Consider the following 15326-nt stretch of genomic DNA (forward strand, 5'->3'; position numbering starts at 1 on the left):
GGTCCCGGCCACGTTGGACAGGCTGGCCTGACCTCGCGCGGGCGGTCAGGCGAGCGAGAGGAACAGCTTCTCGAGCTTCGCGACGTCCAGGGTGGGCGCCTCGTCGGCGTCGTCGGGCTGCGTGAGGCACTGCCGCATGCCGGACGCGATGATCGCGAAGCCCGCGCGGTCGAGCGCACGCGACACGGCCGACAGCTGCGTGACGACGTCCTCGCAGCTCTTGCCTTCGTCGAGCATGCGGATGACGGCGGCGAGCTGGCCCTGCGCGCGCTTGAGCCGGTTGCTGACCTTGGTCATCTCGGTGGGGTCGAGGTCCACGGTTCCTCCTGGGTCGGGGGTGTCAGGCGCGGGAGGTCGCCTGGCACGTGCACTGCTGATCCTGGGGCACGCCGGCCATGACGTCGTCGACGTGCATGCCGCAGCCGGTCCAGGTGACCTTGCCGCAGCGGGGGCACAGAGCGGGGCTGCACATGGTGGTACTCCTTCAGAGGGGTCGGGTTCAGGGGGTCAGCGGGTGGGGGTGAGGTCGGGGCGGGCGGTCGTCAGGCTGATCCAGCCGCCGGAGAGGTTGCTCGCGTCGAACCCCGACTGCACCAGGACGCGCGTCGCGATGTTCGAGCGGACACCGCTCGCGCAGTGCACGGCCACGTGCCGGCCCGCGGCCGCCTCGCGTACCTCGTCGAGCCGCTCGCGCAGCTCGGTGTGCGGGATGTTGAGCGCGTCCGCGAGGTGACCGCGCGCGAACTCGTCGCGCGAGCGCACGTCGAGCACGAGGCTGGAGGCGAGCACGTCGTCCAGCTCGGTGGGGTGCCACTGCGGCACGGTGCCGTCGAGCACGTTCTGCGCGACGAACCCGAGCATGTTGACCGGGTCCTTCGCGGAGCCGTAGGGCGGCGCGTACGCGAGCTCGAGCTCGGCGAGGTCGTCGGCGGTCATGCCGGCGCGCAGCGCGGTCGCGAGCACGTCGATGCGCTTGTCGACGCCGTCACGGCCGACGGCCTGGGCCCCGAGGAGCCGCCCGTCGGGTGCGAAGCTCGCGACGACGTGCACCTGCTCGGCACCCGGGAAGTACCCGGCGTGGTGCCCGGCGTGCGTGCGGACCACCTCGTGCGGGATGCCCGCGCGCTGCAGCGTCGCCTGGCTCGCGCCCGTCACCGCGGCCGTGAGCCCGAACACGCGCACGATCGCGGTGCCGAGCACGGACGCCTGCGGCGTGGTGCGGTGGCCGAGCATCGAGTCGGCCGCGCGGCGGCCCTGGCGGTTCGCGGGTCCCGCGAGCGGCACGGGGCCGGTCAGGCCGGTGACCGCCTGGACCACCTCGACCGCGTCGCCGACCGCCCAGATGTGCGGGTCGGAGGTGCGCTGGTCGTGGTCCACGCGGATGCCGCCGCGCTCCCCGAGCTCGAGGCCGGCCTCGCGGGCGAGGGCGCTCGCGGGGCGCACGCCGACGTTCACGACGACGAGGTCGGCCGGCAGCCGCGTGCCGTCGGACAGCGTGACGAGCGCGGAGCCGTCGTCGGCGGACGCGACGGCGCTCGCGGACACGCTGAGGTGCAGCGCGACGCCGTGCGTGCGCAGCTCGTCGGCGAGCAGGGGCGCGAGCTCGGCGTCCAGGGGCGGGAGCACGTGGTCGGCGAGCTCGACGAGCGCGACGTCCAGGCCGCGCCCGGCGAGCGCCTCGACGGCCTCGAGGCCGATGAACCCGGCGCCGACGACGACCGCGCGGCGCGGCCCGTCGGCGGGCAGCCGGTCGACGCTCGCGATGATCGCGTCGAGGTCCGGGACGGTGCGCAGCTGGTGGACCGCGGGGTGGTCGAGGCCCTCGACGGGCGGGCGGACGGCGACCGCGCCGGGCGCGAGCAGGAGCGCGTCGTACGGGAGGTCGTACGTGCCGTCGGCGGTCTCGACGGTCACGGTGCGTGCCGCGCGGTCGATCGCGGTGGCGCGGCTGCCGGTGCGCACGTCGAGCGCGAGCGCGGCGCGCAGCGACTGCGGCGTGTGCAGGAGCAGGGAGTCGCGGTCCTCGATCTCGCCGGACAGGTGGTAGGGCAGCCCGCAGTTGGCGAACGAGACGTACTGCGACTGCTCGAGGACGACGATCGAGGCGGACTCGTCGAGGCGGCGGGCGCGGGCGGCTGCGCTCATGCCGCCGGCCACCCCGCCGACGACGACGATGCGTCGGGGCGTGCTGGGTGCGTCAGTGGGGGACATGGCTCGACTATACCCCCGGGGGTATCCAGTCACGCAAGCGTGCAGGTCCCGCTCGCTCCCACCGTCTCACTGCGCGGCCGGGTCGTAGTAGTCGTCGTCGTCCGCCGGGTCGTGCTGCGGCCGGCCGCGCGGCGGCGGCGCGGCCTCGTCGGGCACCTCGGGTGCGTCGGGGTCCTGCACACGCACGACGAGCGCCACGTCGTCACCCAGCTCGACCCCCTCCGCGCGGCGTGCGGCGGACTTCACCGGCACCAGGAACCCGCCGTCCTTCGGGAAGATCGACGTCGTGAACGTCGTCCCGCCGAGCGTCACCGTCGCGGGGATGCAGCCCCACCCGTAGGTCACGTGCGCCGCGACGGCCCGCAGGCGCGCGGCCTCGTCGTCCGGGAGCGCGACGAAGTGGAACGGCGCCGGCCCGCGCCACCAGATGACCTCACCGCCGAACCGCAGCTCCACCCGTCGAGCATGACAGCGACCACCGACGCGGCCACCCCACGCCGGTCCCGCACGCCCTCAGCCGGCGACGACCGCGCGGGCTCCGGGCGGGATCGTCGGCGGGGCGGCGTTGAGCCGGTCGACCGCGAAGCCCGCGGCGGCCTTGTACCCGGCCATGAACGCGGCGCGCTCGGCCTCCGGGACCACGTCGTCGATGTCGTCGAACTGCCCGCCGCAGCGCTGGTCGACCAGGTCCAGCAGCCCGAACGGCCCGTCGCCGCGGTTGCGCAGCACCAGCTCGGACACCGGCCCGCACAGCTCGGCGTCGAACGCCGCCAGCGCCTCGACGCTCACGCCGTGGCGCAGCATCGCGGCGCCCAGCAGGCGCGCGTCCATGATCGCCTGGCTCGCGCCGTTGGACCCCGTCGGGTACATCGCGTGGGCCGCGTCGCCGACCAGCAGCACGGGCCCGTCCTGCCAGGTCGGCAACGGGTCACGGTCGATCATCGGGTTCTCGTAGGCGACCTCGGCGCGGCGCAGCAGGTCCGGCACGTCGAGCCAGTCGTAGCGCCAGTCGTCGAAGTGGTGCGCGAAGTCCGCGACGTCCACCGCCCGGAACCAGCCGGTGGCCTGCCAGTCGTGCGCGGCGTCCACCCGGAGCTCGGCGATCCAGTTGACCGTCGCGAGCCCGGTCGCGGGGTCCGGCGGGGAGATCGGGTAGAGCACCACGCGGTGCCGCGCGGACCCGAGCCCGACGAACGACGAGCCCGTGCGCACCGGCGGGGCCTGCGTCGTCCCGCGCCACATGATCGTGCCGCCCCAGTGGATCGGCGGCTGGTCGGGGTGCATCTGCGCACGCACCGCCGAGTGGATGCCGTCGGCGCCGACGAGCAGCGTCCCCTCCTCACGGAACGCGGTGCCGTCCGCGCGCGTCCCGAGCGCCGCGACCGTCCCGTCCGCGTTCTTCTCGTAGCCCGTGACGCGGTGCCCGAGCCGGACCGCGTCCACGCCCGCGCGCTCCCGCAACGTGTCCGCGAGCAGGAGCTGCAGCCGGCCGCGGTGCAGCGCGTACTGCGGCCAGCGGTAGCCGGCCGGCAGACCTCGGGGCTCGCTGTGGATGTCGTGACCGTTGCGCCCGACGAGCGCCCACTCGCGCACGCCCACGCCGATCGTGTCGAGCGCGTCCGTCCCGATGCCCAGGTCACCGAGCTCGCGCACCGCGTTGGGCTGCAGGTTGATCCCCACCCCCAGCGGCGCGAGCTCGCGTGCGCCCTCGAGCACCGTGAACGGCACGCCCAGCTGGTGCAGCGTCAACCCCACGGCGAGCCCGCCGATGCCGCCGCCGCAGACGAGCACCCGCGGTCCCGTCACAGCCGTCCCCACTCCAGCCGTCCCCACTCCAGCCGTCCTCACTCCACGCTGTACAGGTCGACCTGCACACGGCTGCCGTCGCGCGCACCGGTGGCGACGAACACCATCCGGTTGAGCCACCGGTAGTCCGGGTGGCCGCTCTCGAGCCGCGCGACCGAGCGCATCGAGTACTGCTCGGGCGGCGTCGGCTCACCCGCCGCCAGGCGCGCGATGACCTCCGGCGGGCCGTGCCGCGTGCCCTGGTTGACGATCTCGACGAGCGCGCCGTCGTCGGTGCGGAACGCGTACCGCGCGTCGAGCTCCGCGACACCGTCGGGGCCGACCGTCTGCCAGTCCGCGCCGACGTCGAGGATCGTCCCGCTGATCCGCCCGGTCACCCGGCCGCCGACGACCGGCACGACACGGCGCTGCCCGGTCCGGCCGCCGCCGAGGTCGAGGACGGGCGCGAGCTCGACCTCGAGCGTGCAGAACGGCCGCACCACCGGCGGTGGCAGCACCAGCACGTCGACCTCCCGTCGTCGGGTGCCCGCACCCTACCGGCGACACGTGGCCCGCAGGACGAGCGGTCCGACGTGACCATCACCGATGTCACTATCACCGATGTCACTGTCACCGGTGACGGTCGGACCCCGTCAGCCCGCGCGACGGACGGCCGAGAGCAGGGAGTCCGCCGCCGACGGGCGGCCCGCGAGCGCTGCGGCGGCCCGGACGTCGCCGTCCGACAGGCCGTACTCCCGCACGACGTCGATCGCCTCGTGCACGCCGTCGCCGTCGCCGTGGGCCAGGAGCGTCAGGTACCAGCGGACGGCGGAGGTGGGGTCGGGCCGGCCGCCGAACCCCTCGCGGTACCAGTCGGCGGCGGCGCGCATCGAGCCGGCGTGCCCGCGCTCGGCGGCCCACACGTACCAGCGCAGCGCGGCCTCGTCCTGGTCCCGCTCGGAGAGCCGGTCGCCCAGCCGCGCGCCCGCGCGCTCGACGCCGAGCCCCGCGGCGAGGGCGAGCAGCATGTCGCCCTCGCGCTGCGGCACGGAGCCGGCGAGGTTGAGCAGGGCGATCGGGTCGCCCTGGTCGGCGGCGCGACGCGTCCACCGTGTGCCGGCGTCCTCGTCGCGCTCGACGCCGTGGCCCTCGCACAGCAGGAACCCCCAGATCCGCTGCCCGAGCGGGTCCCCGCCCTCGGCGGCGACGCGGGCGTAGTCCGCCGCGGCGGGCAGGTCGCCGATGAACTCGGCGACCATGAGCGCCAGGACGCCGGCCGCGGCGGCGTCGCCCGCGTCCGCGCGGTCGTCGAGGTGCGAGGCCGCGTGCTCGAGGCCCGCGCTCACGTCCGCACCGTGCCGCCCGCCGGCCTCGAGCCACGCGCGGGCGGCTGCGGTCCAGTCGCCCGCGCGTGCGGCGGTGTCGGCCCGGCGCAGGAGCTCGTCGAGCGTGGGCGGGTGCGGGGCGTCCTGCGGCGGCGTGAGGAGGGGGTCCACCCGGCCGACACTAGGGCAAATCGGACAGATGTCCATGAGGGTGCGCGGCGCGGCACCCGGTCGGCGGTCACCCGGCGGCGGGAGGTGCGGCGCTCACCGACCGCCGCAGGCGCCGCGAGGCGAGCTCCTGACCCGCTACCCGCCTACGCGCTGACGGTCCGGAACGGGTCGGCGGCGGCGACGAGCTCCACGGGCAGCTCGGGCACCAGCCCGGCGAGCCAGCGCGCGGCCTCGGCCATGCCCTCCTGCTCGGACGGCACGTGCCCGACGACGACGACACCCGCGCACACCCCGGCGGTCACGGCGTCGGCCGCGTACTCGCCGGTCTCCCACTCGTGCCCCTCGCCGATCACCAGCACGTCGACGTCCGGCCGCGCGAGCAGGTGCCGGTTGCGCGCGAACCCGACGAACCCCGGCTGCAGCCCCACGACGGACACGGGCGCCCCGGGGTCACCCACGTACCGCAGCGCGCGCGCCCCGAGCGACCGTGCGACGTGCGCGGCGAGCACGCCGAGCGTCGTCGTCGGCAGGTCGTACACGCCGGGCTCGTCGGGCCGCGCGGCGTCCAGCCAGCCCAGCGCACGCGCGGTACCGGTGAGGATGCCGTCGGGGCGCCGGTCGTGCCACGCGTCGTGCGCGCGCAGCACGACGAGCCCGTGCTCGGCGACGAACGCGGCCTTCGCGGCGTGCACGGGGTCGCGCTCGGCGGCGAGGACCTCGTCGGACGCGCCCTGGTGGTCGAAGTACAGCGGCTCGTGCGACACGACCAGGTCGAGCCCCCGCGCGGCCGCGCGCTGCAGGACGTCGAACGTCGCCATCATCGTGACCGCGACCCCCCGCACCTCGGCGTCCGGGTCGCCGGCGAGGAAGCCGTCCACCGTGCTCGGCCGGGGCGCCGCGCCCACGCCCGCGCTCATCCGCTGCGCCACCTGCCGTGCCGTCGTCGCCACGGCGGCCACCCTAACGAGCGCGCGTGGCTCGCGTCGCGCGTGCGGCGGGGGACACTGGAGGGAGCAACCCACCTTCCGACGAGGAGACGACGTGCCCCAGGGAACTGTCCGATGGTTCGACGCCGAGCGAGGGTTCGGCTTCCTGGCGCTGGGTGACGACGCGCCGGACCTGTTCGTGCACGCGTCCGAGGTACTGGGCGACGAGCGTGTGCTCCGCGAGGGGCAGGAGGTCGAGTTCGAGCTCGGCGAGGGGGACCGCGGCCCGCAGGCGCGGCGCGTGCGTGTCACCGGCGACGTCGCGGCGGACGCCCCGCTCGGGCGGCTCGGCACGGTCTCCTGGTACGAGCCCGCGAAGGGCTACGGCTTCCTGACGCCCGACGAGGGCGGCGCGGAGATCTTCGTGCACTCCTCCGCGATCGTCGGCGGCGGGGTCGTCCACGAGGGCCAGCGGGTCGCGTTCCTCGTCGTGCCCGGTGAGCGTGGCCCGCAGGCGGACCACCTGCTGCCGCTGGGCCCGTCGGCCGGTGGTGGCGGCGGGGAGGACGACGGCGCGAACGGCACCGTGACCTGGTACGACCCCGACAAGGGCTTCGGCTTCGCGACCGCCGACTCCGGCGGCGACGTGTTCGTCCACGCGTCCGCGCTGCTCGGCGGGGTGCGCGAGCTGGCCGAGGGCGACCGGATCGCGTTCGACGTGGTCGAGGGGGACCGCGGGCTGCAGGCGCGCGACGTCGAGCTCGTCGGCGGCCGTCCCCGGCGCCCGTCCCCGCGCACGGGCGGCCGGCGCCGCCCCGACTCGCACCGCCCCGACTCGCACCGCGGGTCGGGGGCGCCCGCGCGCGGCGGCGAGGGCGTCGTCGCGCGGTACGACGCCGACCGCGGCTTCGGCTTCATCCGGCCCGACTCGGGCGGTGACGACCTGTTCGTGCACGTCTCCGTCGTGCGCGGCGGCGAGGTGCTGGCCGAGGGCGACCGCGTGCGCTACCAGGTGCGCCAGAGCGACCGCGGCCCCCAGGCGGACCGCGTCGAGCTGGTCTGACCCGACGGTCAGGCGTGCACCGGCGTCGGGGTGGGCCCGACGGCCGGGACGCCGACCGCAGCGGTGGTCGGCGCGTTCGCCTCGACGACCTCGCGGTACTGCGGCAGGTGCGTGAACAGCTCCTCGCGCAGCGGGTTGCGCCGGCGGGTCACGATCACGCGCACCTGGTAGACGGCGACGGCCACGTTCACGACGAGCGACAGCGCGGACACGACGAACAGCGCGGTGGTGTCGTGCGACGACGCGACGGCGAACGACGACGACGAGACGAACGTCGGGACCGCCATCGTGAACATCATCCACAGCGCGAGCGTGTGCGCACGGTGCTGGAGCCAGGCGCCCTTCTTGATGAAGAACGCGGGGATGGTGCAGGAGATGAGCAGCGCGGCACCCGCGTAGAACGCGTGGTCACCCACGCAGTTGTAGACGTACGCGAAGTTCCACAGGTCGTACGCGACGATCCAGAACCACATCATGTCCGGCCAGATCATGTCCTTGGACCGGTCACGCGAGACGACGATCCCCATCCACCCGCAGATGGTCAGGGCGTTGAGGATGCCCGCGACGCCGTTCATGTAGTTCCACACGCCGCCGACCATGAAGACGCCGTCGTGCATGCCCTGCAGGCCCGCGACCTGGAAGTCCCGGATCACGGCCTCGCCGATGTTGACCGCGAGGATCAGCGCGGGGAACAGCAGCATCCAGCGGTTCTTGGACAGCTTGTCGACGTACCGCAGCAGCATGAACCCGAGGCACCCGGCGAGCGCCGAGTACACCTTGACCCAGTGGAACCACGTGCCGGTCGAGGACCCCTCGCCGGCGGTCGAGGGCCACACGAACACCGTCAGGACGAGCGGCAGGGCGACGAAGAACGCGATGCCTGCCCACTTCCAGCGGCGCGTGACCTCGTTGAGGGCGATCAGAGCGCCCAGGACGACGAACCACATCACCCAGGACTGCCAGGGGATGGACTCGAACAGGAACACCACGGCCTCCTCTGCACGGCCCGCGGCCGGTCGGCCCCGGGGGACGTGGGAAACGTAGGCACGCACCGCGGCGGCGGTCACTGGACACCGGGCGCGGTCTGTCCAGACGGGGGCGCTCGGCGGCGTCGTCGGGCCGCGGTCCGGGGCGTCCGGGGGGACCTTGGGCCCACGGGAAACGCGCGTCGACGGTCGTTGCACAGGACGTGACCCTCGACGCGACCCTCGACGTGACTCTCGACGCGACCCTGGACCGCTCCGTCGACGCGGGGCCGGACCTCGCCCTCGACCCGCCCCGCGACGAGCGCCGCCCCGACGCCCGGGTCGCGCTCGCCGCCGCCCTCAAGGAGCGCCTGCGGACGCAGCCGCTGGCCCGCGTCACGGTCACGCAGCTCGTCCGCGACCGCGGCCTGACGCGCCAGGCGTTCTACTACCACTTCCACGACGTGCAGGACCTGGCGGCGTGGGTGTTCGAGACCGAGGTCGCGCAGCTCGTGCACGCGGAGGCGCGCCACGACTCATGGGCCGACGGGCTCGTACGGCTCCTGGCGTACCTGCGCGCGAACCGCACGTCGACCGAGGCGGTGCTCGACGGCCTCGGCCGTGCCCGGCTCGCGGACTTCCTGTTCCGGCAGATGCGGCCCGTCACCGACGCCGTGGTGCGTGAGGTCGGGGGCGGCGGGCCGGCCCAGGCGGCGGACCACGCGCTCGTCGTGGACTTCTACACCTCGGCCGTCGTGGCGGTCGTGCTGCGGTGGGTCGTGGACGGCATGGTCGACGACCCGTACCGCCTGGTCGGTGACGTCGAGCTGATCCTGCACGGCTCGGTGCGCGAGTCCGTCGAGCGGCTCGACGCGCGGGCCCGCCCCCGAGCGCGGTGACCGCGGCCCACGCCGCGAGCTCGTCGCGGCTCCACAGCCCGAAGTCGAGCACCACGTCGACGCCCAGGGTGAGGGCGCGCAGTGCGACCGCGACCAGCCGCCCCTCGATGACCGCCGTCGCGGCGCGCGGGTTCTCGTCGCCGAGCAGCGCCTTGACCCACTCGTCCTTCGTCAGCCGCAGCGCGCCGCACCCGGCCTCGAGACGCCGCGCCTCGGTCGTCTTGCCCGTCCCCGGCAGGCCGACCATGAGGTGCAGCGTCGCCATCTAGAACCGGGCCGAGAACGCGCCGTCGGACTGCAGGAGCTGGCCCGAGACCCAGCGGCCCTCCGGCGAGACCAGGAACGCCACGACCGCGGCGATGTCCGTCGGCGTGCCGAGGCGCCCGAGCGGGTGCGCCGCGGTGAGCGCCGCGCGCGTCTCGTCGTCCATCCAGCCGGTGTCGACGGGTCCGGGGTTCAGGACGTTCGCCGAGATGCCGCGCGGTCCGAGCTCGCGGGCGGCGGAGATGACGATCCGGTCGAGCGCGCCCTTCGACGCGCCGTACGGCAGGTTCCCGGTGGTGTGGTCGCTGGTCAGCGCGACGACCACGCCGCCGTCGTCCGGTGCCTGCCGCGCGAACGCCGCGATGAGCAGCAGGCTCGCGCGCGCGTTGACCGCGACGTGCAGGTCGAAGCTCTCCGGGGTCGTGTCGAGGATCCCGGTGTTCACGTCGTGCGCGTGGCTCAGCACGAGCGCCGCGATCGGCCCGTGGTCGCGCGTGACGGCCGCGACGAGCTCGTCGGGACCCGTGGCGGTCGACAGGTCGCACGGGTAGTCCGCGTCGGCGAGGTCGCTGGTCACGACCGTCCACCCGTCGGCGCGCAGGCGGGGGACGATGCCGGCGGCGATGCTGTTCGCGCGCGCGGCGCCGGTCACGAGGGCGAGAGGCATGGTCCGGTGTTCTAGCACGCACCGCCTGGCCGCGCGGGCAGATCTCACACGTGGCCGTCGGTGAACGCGCCGCCGACGAGCACCGGCACGGTCGTGCAGGCGTCGAGCTCGGCGGCCACGACCACGTCCGCCCCGAAGCCCGACCCGACGAGCTCACGGCCGCTCACGCACTCGCGCAACAAGCGGCCCAGGTCCGCCCGCGACGCGTCGAAGAGCGTGGCTGCGGCGCTCGCCTCGGGGCTGAACCCGTCGCCGTGCCCCGTCGCTCGCAGGTGCGCGAGGACCGCACCCGCCCCGAGGTGGTCCTCCAGGCACGGGCGCAGCGACCCGTCGGCCCACCGCTCGCCCGCCGCGACCACTGCGACGCTCTGGCCGGCTGTCACGGCACGCGCGACGTGACCGGCCACCGCACGCGCGTTGCGCAGGCACCCGGCGGCGACGCCCGCACCCGCGTCCGCGAGCGCCGCCGCGATGCTCGACCCGTTCGGCGACGGCAGGACCAGGCGCGGGACGGACGGTGCGACGAGCAGGCCCGCGGGGGACAACGACGGTGCGACGACGGCGCCGGCCCGCGTCGCCTCGAGCCGCCCGACCGCGAGCGTGGCGCCGTGCGCCGCCGCGAGCGCCGCCGCGCGCTCGTCGGACCAGGGGCAGGGGATCACCCGCGTGCCGCGGTCCACGGCGACCGTCACCGCGGTCGAGAAGCTGAGGACGTCGACGACGACGACCACGTCCGCTCCGAGGGTCGCGGCGCCGGCCGGACCCCAGTCCAGGCGCACCTGGTAGCGACCCTGAGAGAAGACGTCGCTCACCAGCCGACTGTATGCCGAGGGTCAGGGCATCGCGTCGACGATCTGCCGGGCCGCCTCGGCGGGCGTGCAGGTGGTGGTGTCGACGACGTGCGCGTCGGCGTGCAGCCAGGTGCGCGCGGCCTGCGCGTACGCGTCGACGTACGCGAGGCGGAAGGGGGAGGGGCCGAGGACGGTGTCGCCCAGGATCCGCGCCCGCAGCGTGTCCGGCTCGGCGTGCAGGACCAGGTGCCGCACGGGGATGCCGTGCGCCGCGAGGCCGCCGCTGATCTCGCGCCAGTACTCCTCGACGAGCACGGTCATGGGCATGACCAGCGTCCCGCCGACGAAGTCCAGGACGTGCCGGGCGGTCTCGACGACGAGCGGTCGCCACGGCGCCCAGTCCTGGAAGTTGCCGGTCGGCGGGAGCGCGGGCCGCACGTCCATGAGCGTCTCGCCGACCTTCTCCGCGTCGAGGACGTGCGAGCCGGGGAGCAGCTCCTGCACGAGCGCGGCGGTGGTGGTCTTGCCCACGCCGTGGGTGCCGTTCAGCCAGACGATCATGACGCGCGACGGTACAGGTCGGAGCGTCGCGGCCGGCCCCCGCCCGGCCGGTGCCTACGCTCGGCCCATGGCCACGCCCACGCGGCGCACGCGATACGCCCGCCGACGAGCGCGCCGGCTCTCGCTCGTCGACAACGACCTCACGACGGCGCAGTGGGACGCGCTGCTCGCCGCGTGGGGCGGGTGCGCGTACTGCGGGGCAGCGGACCGCTCGCTGCAGCGTGACTGCGTCCTGCCGATCTCCCGGGGCGGCCGGTACACGGTCGAGAACGTGGTGCCGGCGTGCGGGCCGTGCAACGCGAGCAAGTGCAACACCGAGGTCGTCTCGTGGCTGCGCCGCAAGAAGCTCGACGAGCGGGCGTTCCTGCTGCGGCACGCGACGCTGGTCGTCGCGCTGCGCGCGGCGTGCACGGACCCGGTGCCGCCCACCGACCCCGTGACCACGGCCTGATCAGGCGCGCGGCGCCATGTCGTAGGTGACCCACGGGGTCGCGGTGGCGTGCTTGTCGTACACCGCGCGGGCGGTGGCGTTGTCGGTCGCGGTGATCCACCGCACGACGCTCGCGCCGCGCTGTGCGGCCAGCGTCGCCGCGGCCTCGAGGAGCGCGCCGCCCGCACCGGACCGCCGCGCGGACGGGTCGGTGAACAGGTCGTCGAGGTACAGGCCCTGGGTGCCCGTCGTCGGGCGCGCGAACGTGCGCAGGTTGGCGAGGCCGAGCAGCGTCGTGCCGTCGGGCGCGGTCGCGACGAGGCCCGTCATCCCGTGCTGCTCGCCGAGCACCCAGCCCCACGCGGTCGCGACGACGTCCGGCTGCTCGGGCATCTCGTAGAACGCCCGGTAGGCCGCGTACAGGCGGGCCCACTGCGGACCATCCTGCGCCCGGACCCGGCGGACGGTCGGTGCGGGCGGGCGGGTGCTCTCGTCGTCGCTCACGGACGACAGCGTGGTGCACGCCCGGGTGTCTCCGATGCGGGCGACCGCCCCCTGGACGCCCGACGAGGCGGCGGTCGCGCGCGAGGGCCCGGCCCCGGCGCGCTCGTCGGGGGTACGTTCCTCGTCGAGGAGACCCGCCCGACTCGCGCCCAGGAGGTCACGATCGCCATCACGCTGCGGGACGTGGCCGAGCTGGCGGGCGTCTCGATCAAGACGGTCTCCGAGGTGGTCAACCGCACCGGCCGGGTCGCGCCCGCGACGAGCGCGCGGGTCGAGGACGCGGTGGTGCGCCTCGGGTACCGCCCGAACCTCAGCGCGCGGCGGCTGCGCTCCGGGCGGGCGGGCGCGATCGGGCTCGTCGTGCCGGAGCTGGGCTCGTCGGGATACTTCGCCGAGCTCGCCGAGCTCGTCGTGTCCCGGGCGGCGCGGCACGGTGTCGCGGTGCTCATCGAGGAGACGGGCGGCGTGCGTGAGCGCGAGCGCGACGCGCTGCTGGGCCCCCGGCGCTCGCAGCTCGACGGCATGCTGCTCAACGCGCTGCGGCTGACGGACGACGACGTGCCCGGCGTGCCCGACGACTTCCCCGTGGTGCTGCTGGGCGAGCGGCAGGTGGGCGCGCTCGACCGCGTCGCGTTCGACAACGCCGCCGCGGCCCGGCTGGTGACCGAGCACCTGCTCGAGGTGGGGGCGCGCCGGATCCTCGTGGTGGGCGGCGACCCGTCCGTGAGCGAGAGCGCCGTGCAGCGGCTCGCGGGTCACCGTGCGGCGCTCGAGGCGGCGGGCCGGCCCGCCGCGGTGCGGCACGTGGTCACGACGCAGTGGGACCACGAGAGCGGGTTGGCCGCGATCGCGGGTGCGCTCGCGGCGGGCACCGACTTCGACGCGGTCCTCGGGCTCAACGACGCCCTCGCCCTCGGGGTGGTGCGCGGGCTGCTCGACGCGGGCCTTCGCACCCCGCAGGACGTGCTGGTCGCGGGGATCGACGACATCCACACGGCGCGGTTCACGACGCCGCGCCTGACGACGGTCGACGCGCGCCGGCCCGCGATCGTCGAGCGCGCGCTCGCGCTGCTACTCGCGCGGATCGCGGGGGCGGACGACGAGGGCGGCCTCGTGGAGCTCGAGCCGTCGCTCGTCGTGCGGGAGAGCACGACCCCCGCCACCTAAGGGTTTAGGTGCGGTCCCGCCCTCTGGCGGTGCGCGCACGAGGGGCGCCACGATGCCGATCACAACGTTTACCTCCGGGCCGCACGCCCGCCCACGACCTCGATGGAGACAGTCATGGTGCACACGTCACGGCGCCGCGCCGGAGCCTGGCTGACGTCGGCGCTCCTCGCGCTCGGCGCCCTCGGCCTCGGCGCCTCGAGCGCGCAGTCCGCCACGTCCGCAGCCGACGACGGCACGTTCGTCGGCGTCTTCCGGGAGACGCGGCCCCTCACCGCGATCGCCGACGGGTACCGGGCGGACACCGGTCTCGAGCTCGCGAGCGCGCTGTGGTTCGAGGCCTGGAGCAACAAGCGCGCGTTCCCCGTCCAGGAGGCGAAGGACCTGTGGGCGCGCGGCGTCCTGCCGCACTGGACCTGGGAGCCCTGGGACCCGTCGCTCGGCGTCAGCGCCCCCGGCCAGATCACGCTGCAGGACATCGTCGACGGCGACTGGGACTCCTACATCCGCGCCCGCGGCGCCGAGCTCGCGTCCGTCGGGTCGCCCGTGATGGTGCGCTGGGGCCACGAGTTCAACGGGAACTGGTACCCCTGGTCGACGAGCGTCAACGGCGCCTCCGGCGCGCTCTACGTCCAGGCGTACCGGCACGTGCACGACCTCGTGGTCGCGCAGGGTGCGACGAACGTGCAGTGGATCTGGGCGTTCAACAACTCCTCGACGGGCACCGACGCCGCGAGCATGCCGGCGGGCGCCTACCCGGGGGACGCGTACGTCGACTGGGTCGGCATCGACGGCTACAACTGGGGCTTCGACCCGACGTGGGACCCGGGCGTGAACCACTGGACGACGTTCGACCAGACCATCGGCGACGCCTACCGCACCGCGCTGCGCATCGCGCCGTCCAAGCCGATCGCGGTCTCCGAGTACGCCAGTGCGCAGGAGGGCGGGGACAAGGCCGAGTGGTTCCGCGCGATGTTCGCGGACCTCGACGCGGGCCGCTACCCCGGCATCCGGCTCATCACGTACTTCGACACGGTCAAGGAGAAGCCGTGGGCGATCACGTCGTCCGCGTCCGCGCTGCAGGCCTGGGTGGCGGGCGCGTCGAAGCCGGGCTTCCGCGGCACGGGCGCGCAGCTCGCGGCGATCGCGGGTGACCCGACGCCCACGCCCACCCCGACCCCCACCCCGACTCCGACGCCGACCCCCACCCCGACTCCCACGCCGACCCCGACCCCCACGCCGACGCCCACGCCCACCCCGACGCCCCCGCCGGCCCGCGGCTGCACCGTGCGGTACACGACCAACGACTGGCCGGGCGGGTTCACGGCGTCGGTCCGCATCACCAACACCTCGGGCGCGAGCCTGTCGTCCTGGTCGCTCGGGTTCACGTTCCCCGGTGACCAGCGCGTCACCAACGGCTGGTCCGGCACGTACGGCCAGGCCGGCCAGGCCGTCACGGTCACCCACGCACCGTGGAACGGCACGATCCCCGCGGGTGCCTCGACGGAGATCGGCTTCAACGGCTCGTTCACCGGCGCGAACCCGAGACCCGCGGCCTTCACGCTGAACGGCACGCCGTGCGAGGTCGGCTGACCCGACG

The 15326-nt window shown here is 74.9% G+C and carries 18 protein-coding genes and 1 pseudogene; 5 read left to right on the top strand and 14 right to left on the bottom strand.

Annotated elements, in window-relative coordinates:
* Nucleotides 1-45 precede the first annotated feature (45 nt).
* From ACT17Q_RS01300 to ACT17Q_RS01335, 8 genes are all read right to left on the bottom strand, one after another.
* Entirely contained in the window at nucleotides 46-318 is a 273-nt protein-coding gene (locus ACT17Q_RS01300; protein WP_444664194.1) for a metal-sensitive transcriptional regulator, read from the bottom strand.
* Nucleotides 319-340: 22 nt separating this feature from the next.
* Nucleotides 341-472 carry a hypothetical protein gene (locus ACT17Q_RS01305; protein ID WP_255407174.1) on the bottom strand — a complete coding sequence of 44 codons (132 nt, stop codon included), beginning with the start codon at nucleotides 470-472 and terminating at the stop codon, nucleotides 341-343.
* Nucleotides 473-507: 35 nt separating this feature from the next.
* On the bottom strand, nucleotides 508-2211 hold the full coding sequence (locus ACT17Q_RS01310) for an FAD-dependent oxidoreductase (protein ID WP_444664196.1): 1704 nt from the start codon (nucleotides 2209-2211) through the stop codon (nucleotides 508-510).
* A 66-nt stretch (nucleotides 2212-2277) separates the two neighbouring features.
* Nucleotides 2278-2667, bottom strand: coding sequence for a DUF1905 domain-containing protein (locus ACT17Q_RS01315; RefSeq protein ID WP_141317752.1), 390 nt, complete (start codon nucleotides 2665-2667; stop codon nucleotides 2278-2280).
* Between the two features lie 57 nt (nucleotides 2668-2724).
* Nucleotides 2725-4017 carry a flavin-dependent oxidoreductase gene (locus tag ACT17Q_RS01320; protein ID WP_444664198.1) on the bottom strand — a complete coding sequence of 431 codons (1293 nt, stop codon included), beginning with the start codon at nucleotides 4015-4017 and terminating at the stop codon, nucleotides 2725-2727.
* Nucleotides 4018-4055: 38 nt separating this feature from the next.
* Nucleotides 4056-4520, bottom strand: a complete 465-nt coding sequence (locus ACT17Q_RS01325; protein ID WP_268534663.1) for a DUF3237 family protein — start codon at nucleotides 4518-4520, stop codon at nucleotides 4056-4058.
* A gap of 129 nt (nucleotides 4521-4649) precedes the next feature.
* Nucleotides 4650-5492, bottom strand: a complete 843-nt coding sequence (locus tag ACT17Q_RS01330; protein WP_444664200.1) for a tetratricopeptide repeat protein — start codon at nucleotides 5490-5492, stop codon at nucleotides 4650-4652.
* Nucleotides 5493-5635: 143 nt separating this feature from the next.
* Nucleotides 5636-6442, bottom strand: a complete 807-nt coding sequence (locus ACT17Q_RS01335) for a Nif3-like dinuclear metal center hexameric protein (protein ID WP_444664202.1) — start codon at nucleotides 6440-6442, stop codon at nucleotides 5636-5638.
* Between the two features lie 91 nt (nucleotides 6443-6533).
* On the opposite strand from ACT17Q_RS01335, the gene ACT17Q_RS01340 reads away from it, so the two are divergent.
* A complete protein-coding gene (locus ACT17Q_RS01340; protein WP_444664204.1) occupies nucleotides 6534-7481 on the top strand; it encodes a cold-shock protein in 948 nt (315 codons plus the stop codon).
* An 8-nt stretch (nucleotides 7482-7489) separates the two neighbouring features.
* On the opposite strand, the gene ACT17Q_RS01345 is transcribed toward ACT17Q_RS01340, so the two are convergent.
* Entirely contained in the window at nucleotides 7490-8467 is a 978-nt protein-coding gene (locus ACT17Q_RS01345; protein WP_444664206.1) for a DUF5692 family protein, read from the bottom strand.
* A 203-nt stretch (nucleotides 8468-8670) separates the two neighbouring features.
* Between ACT17Q_RS01345 and ACT17Q_RS01350 the strand changes: the two genes are divergently transcribed.
* Nucleotides 8671-9345: a TetR-like C-terminal domain-containing protein gene (locus tag ACT17Q_RS01350; RefSeq protein WP_268534673.1), complete on the top strand. Its 675-nt coding sequence runs from the start codon at nucleotides 8671-8673 to the stop codon at nucleotides 9343-9345.
* Nucleotides 9346-9400: 55 nt separating this feature from the next.
* Here ACT17Q_RS01350 and ACT17Q_RS01355 read toward each other — a convergent pair.
* The 4 genes and pseudogenes from ACT17Q_RS01355 to ACT17Q_RS01370 form a co-directional block, all read right to left on the bottom strand.
* A pseudogene (locus tag ACT17Q_RS01355) lies at nucleotides 9401-9610 on the bottom strand (AAA family ATPase); the annotation flags it as partial.
* Nucleotides 9611-10276 carry an SDR family oxidoreductase gene (locus tag ACT17Q_RS01360; RefSeq protein WP_444664208.1) on the bottom strand — a complete coding sequence of 222 codons (666 nt, stop codon included), beginning with the start codon at nucleotides 10274-10276 and terminating at the stop codon, nucleotides 9611-9613.
* 44 nt (nucleotides 10277-10320) lie between these two features.
* Complete coding sequence (locus ACT17Q_RS01365; protein ID WP_444664210.1) at nucleotides 10321-11088, bottom strand: 2-phosphosulfolactate phosphatase; 768 nt, start codon at nucleotides 11086-11088, stop codon at nucleotides 10321-10323.
* A 21-nt stretch (nucleotides 11089-11109) separates the two neighbouring features.
* On the bottom strand, nucleotides 11110-11628 hold the full coding sequence (locus ACT17Q_RS01370) for an AAA family ATPase (protein ID WP_444664212.1): 519 nt from the start codon (nucleotides 11626-11628) through the stop codon (nucleotides 11110-11112).
* Between the two features lie 67 nt (nucleotides 11629-11695).
* On the opposite strand from ACT17Q_RS01370, the gene ACT17Q_RS01375 reads away from it, so the two are divergent.
* Complete coding sequence (locus ACT17Q_RS01375) at nucleotides 11696-12079, top strand: HNH endonuclease (RefSeq protein WP_444664214.1); 384 nt, start codon at nucleotides 11696-11698, stop codon at nucleotides 12077-12079.
* Here ACT17Q_RS01375 and ACT17Q_RS01380 read toward each other — a convergent pair whose 3' ends face one another.
* Nucleotides 12080-12562, bottom strand: coding sequence for a GNAT family N-acetyltransferase (locus tag ACT17Q_RS01380; protein WP_444664216.1), 483 nt, complete (start codon nucleotides 12560-12562; stop codon nucleotides 12080-12082).
* Nucleotides 12563-12745: 183 nt separating this feature from the next.
* Between ACT17Q_RS01380 and ACT17Q_RS01385 the strand changes: the two genes are divergently transcribed.
* Both ACT17Q_RS01385 and ACT17Q_RS01390 read left to right on the top strand, forming a co-directional pair.
* Nucleotides 12746-13729 carry a LacI family DNA-binding transcriptional regulator gene (locus ACT17Q_RS01385; protein WP_444664218.1) on the top strand — a complete coding sequence of 328 codons (984 nt, stop codon included), beginning with the start codon at nucleotides 12746-12748 and terminating at the stop codon, nucleotides 13727-13729.
* Between the two features lie 114 nt (nucleotides 13730-13843).
* The gene (locus tag ACT17Q_RS01390) at nucleotides 13844-15319 is read left to right on the top strand and encodes a cellulose binding domain-containing protein (RefSeq protein WP_444664220.1); all 1476 of its coding nucleotides are present in this window, start codon (nucleotides 13844-13846) and stop codon (nucleotides 15317-15319) included.
* Nucleotides 15320-15326 lie beyond the last annotated feature (7 nt).

Origin of the sequence: Cellulomonas sp. CW35, from assembly GCF_052378485.1 — a bacterium.
In the GTDB taxonomy this organism is placed as follows: domain Bacteria; phylum Actinomycetota; class Actinomycetes; order Actinomycetales; family Cellulomonadaceae; genus Cellulomonas; species Cellulomonas uda.

Bases quoted from the DNA above. Each gene is read 5' to 3' on its own strand.
- ACT17Q_RS01305 (WP_255407174.1), bottom strand. From the start codon at position 472: ATGTGCAGCCCCGCTCTGTGCCCCCGCTGCGGCAAGGTCACCTGGACC.
- ACT17Q_RS01310 (WP_444664196.1), bottom strand. From the start codon at position 2,211: ATGTCCCCCACTGACGCACCCAGCACGCCCCGACGCATCGTCGTCGTC.
- ACT17Q_RS01360 (WP_444664208.1), bottom strand. From the start codon at position 10,276: ATGCCTCTCGCCCTCGTGACCGGCGCCGCGCGCGCGAACAGCATCGCC.
- ACT17Q_RS01370 (WP_444664212.1), bottom strand. From the start codon at position 11,628: ATGATCGTCTGGCTGAACGGCACCCACGGCGTGGGCAAGACCACCACC.
- ACT17Q_RS01375 (WP_444664214.1), top strand. From the start codon at position 11,696: ATGGCCACGCCCACGCGGCGCACGCGATACGCCCGCCGACGAGCGCGC.
- ACT17Q_RS01390 (WP_444664220.1), top strand. From the start codon at position 13,844: ATGGTGCACACGTCACGGCGCCGCGCCGGAGCCTGGCTGACGTCGGCG.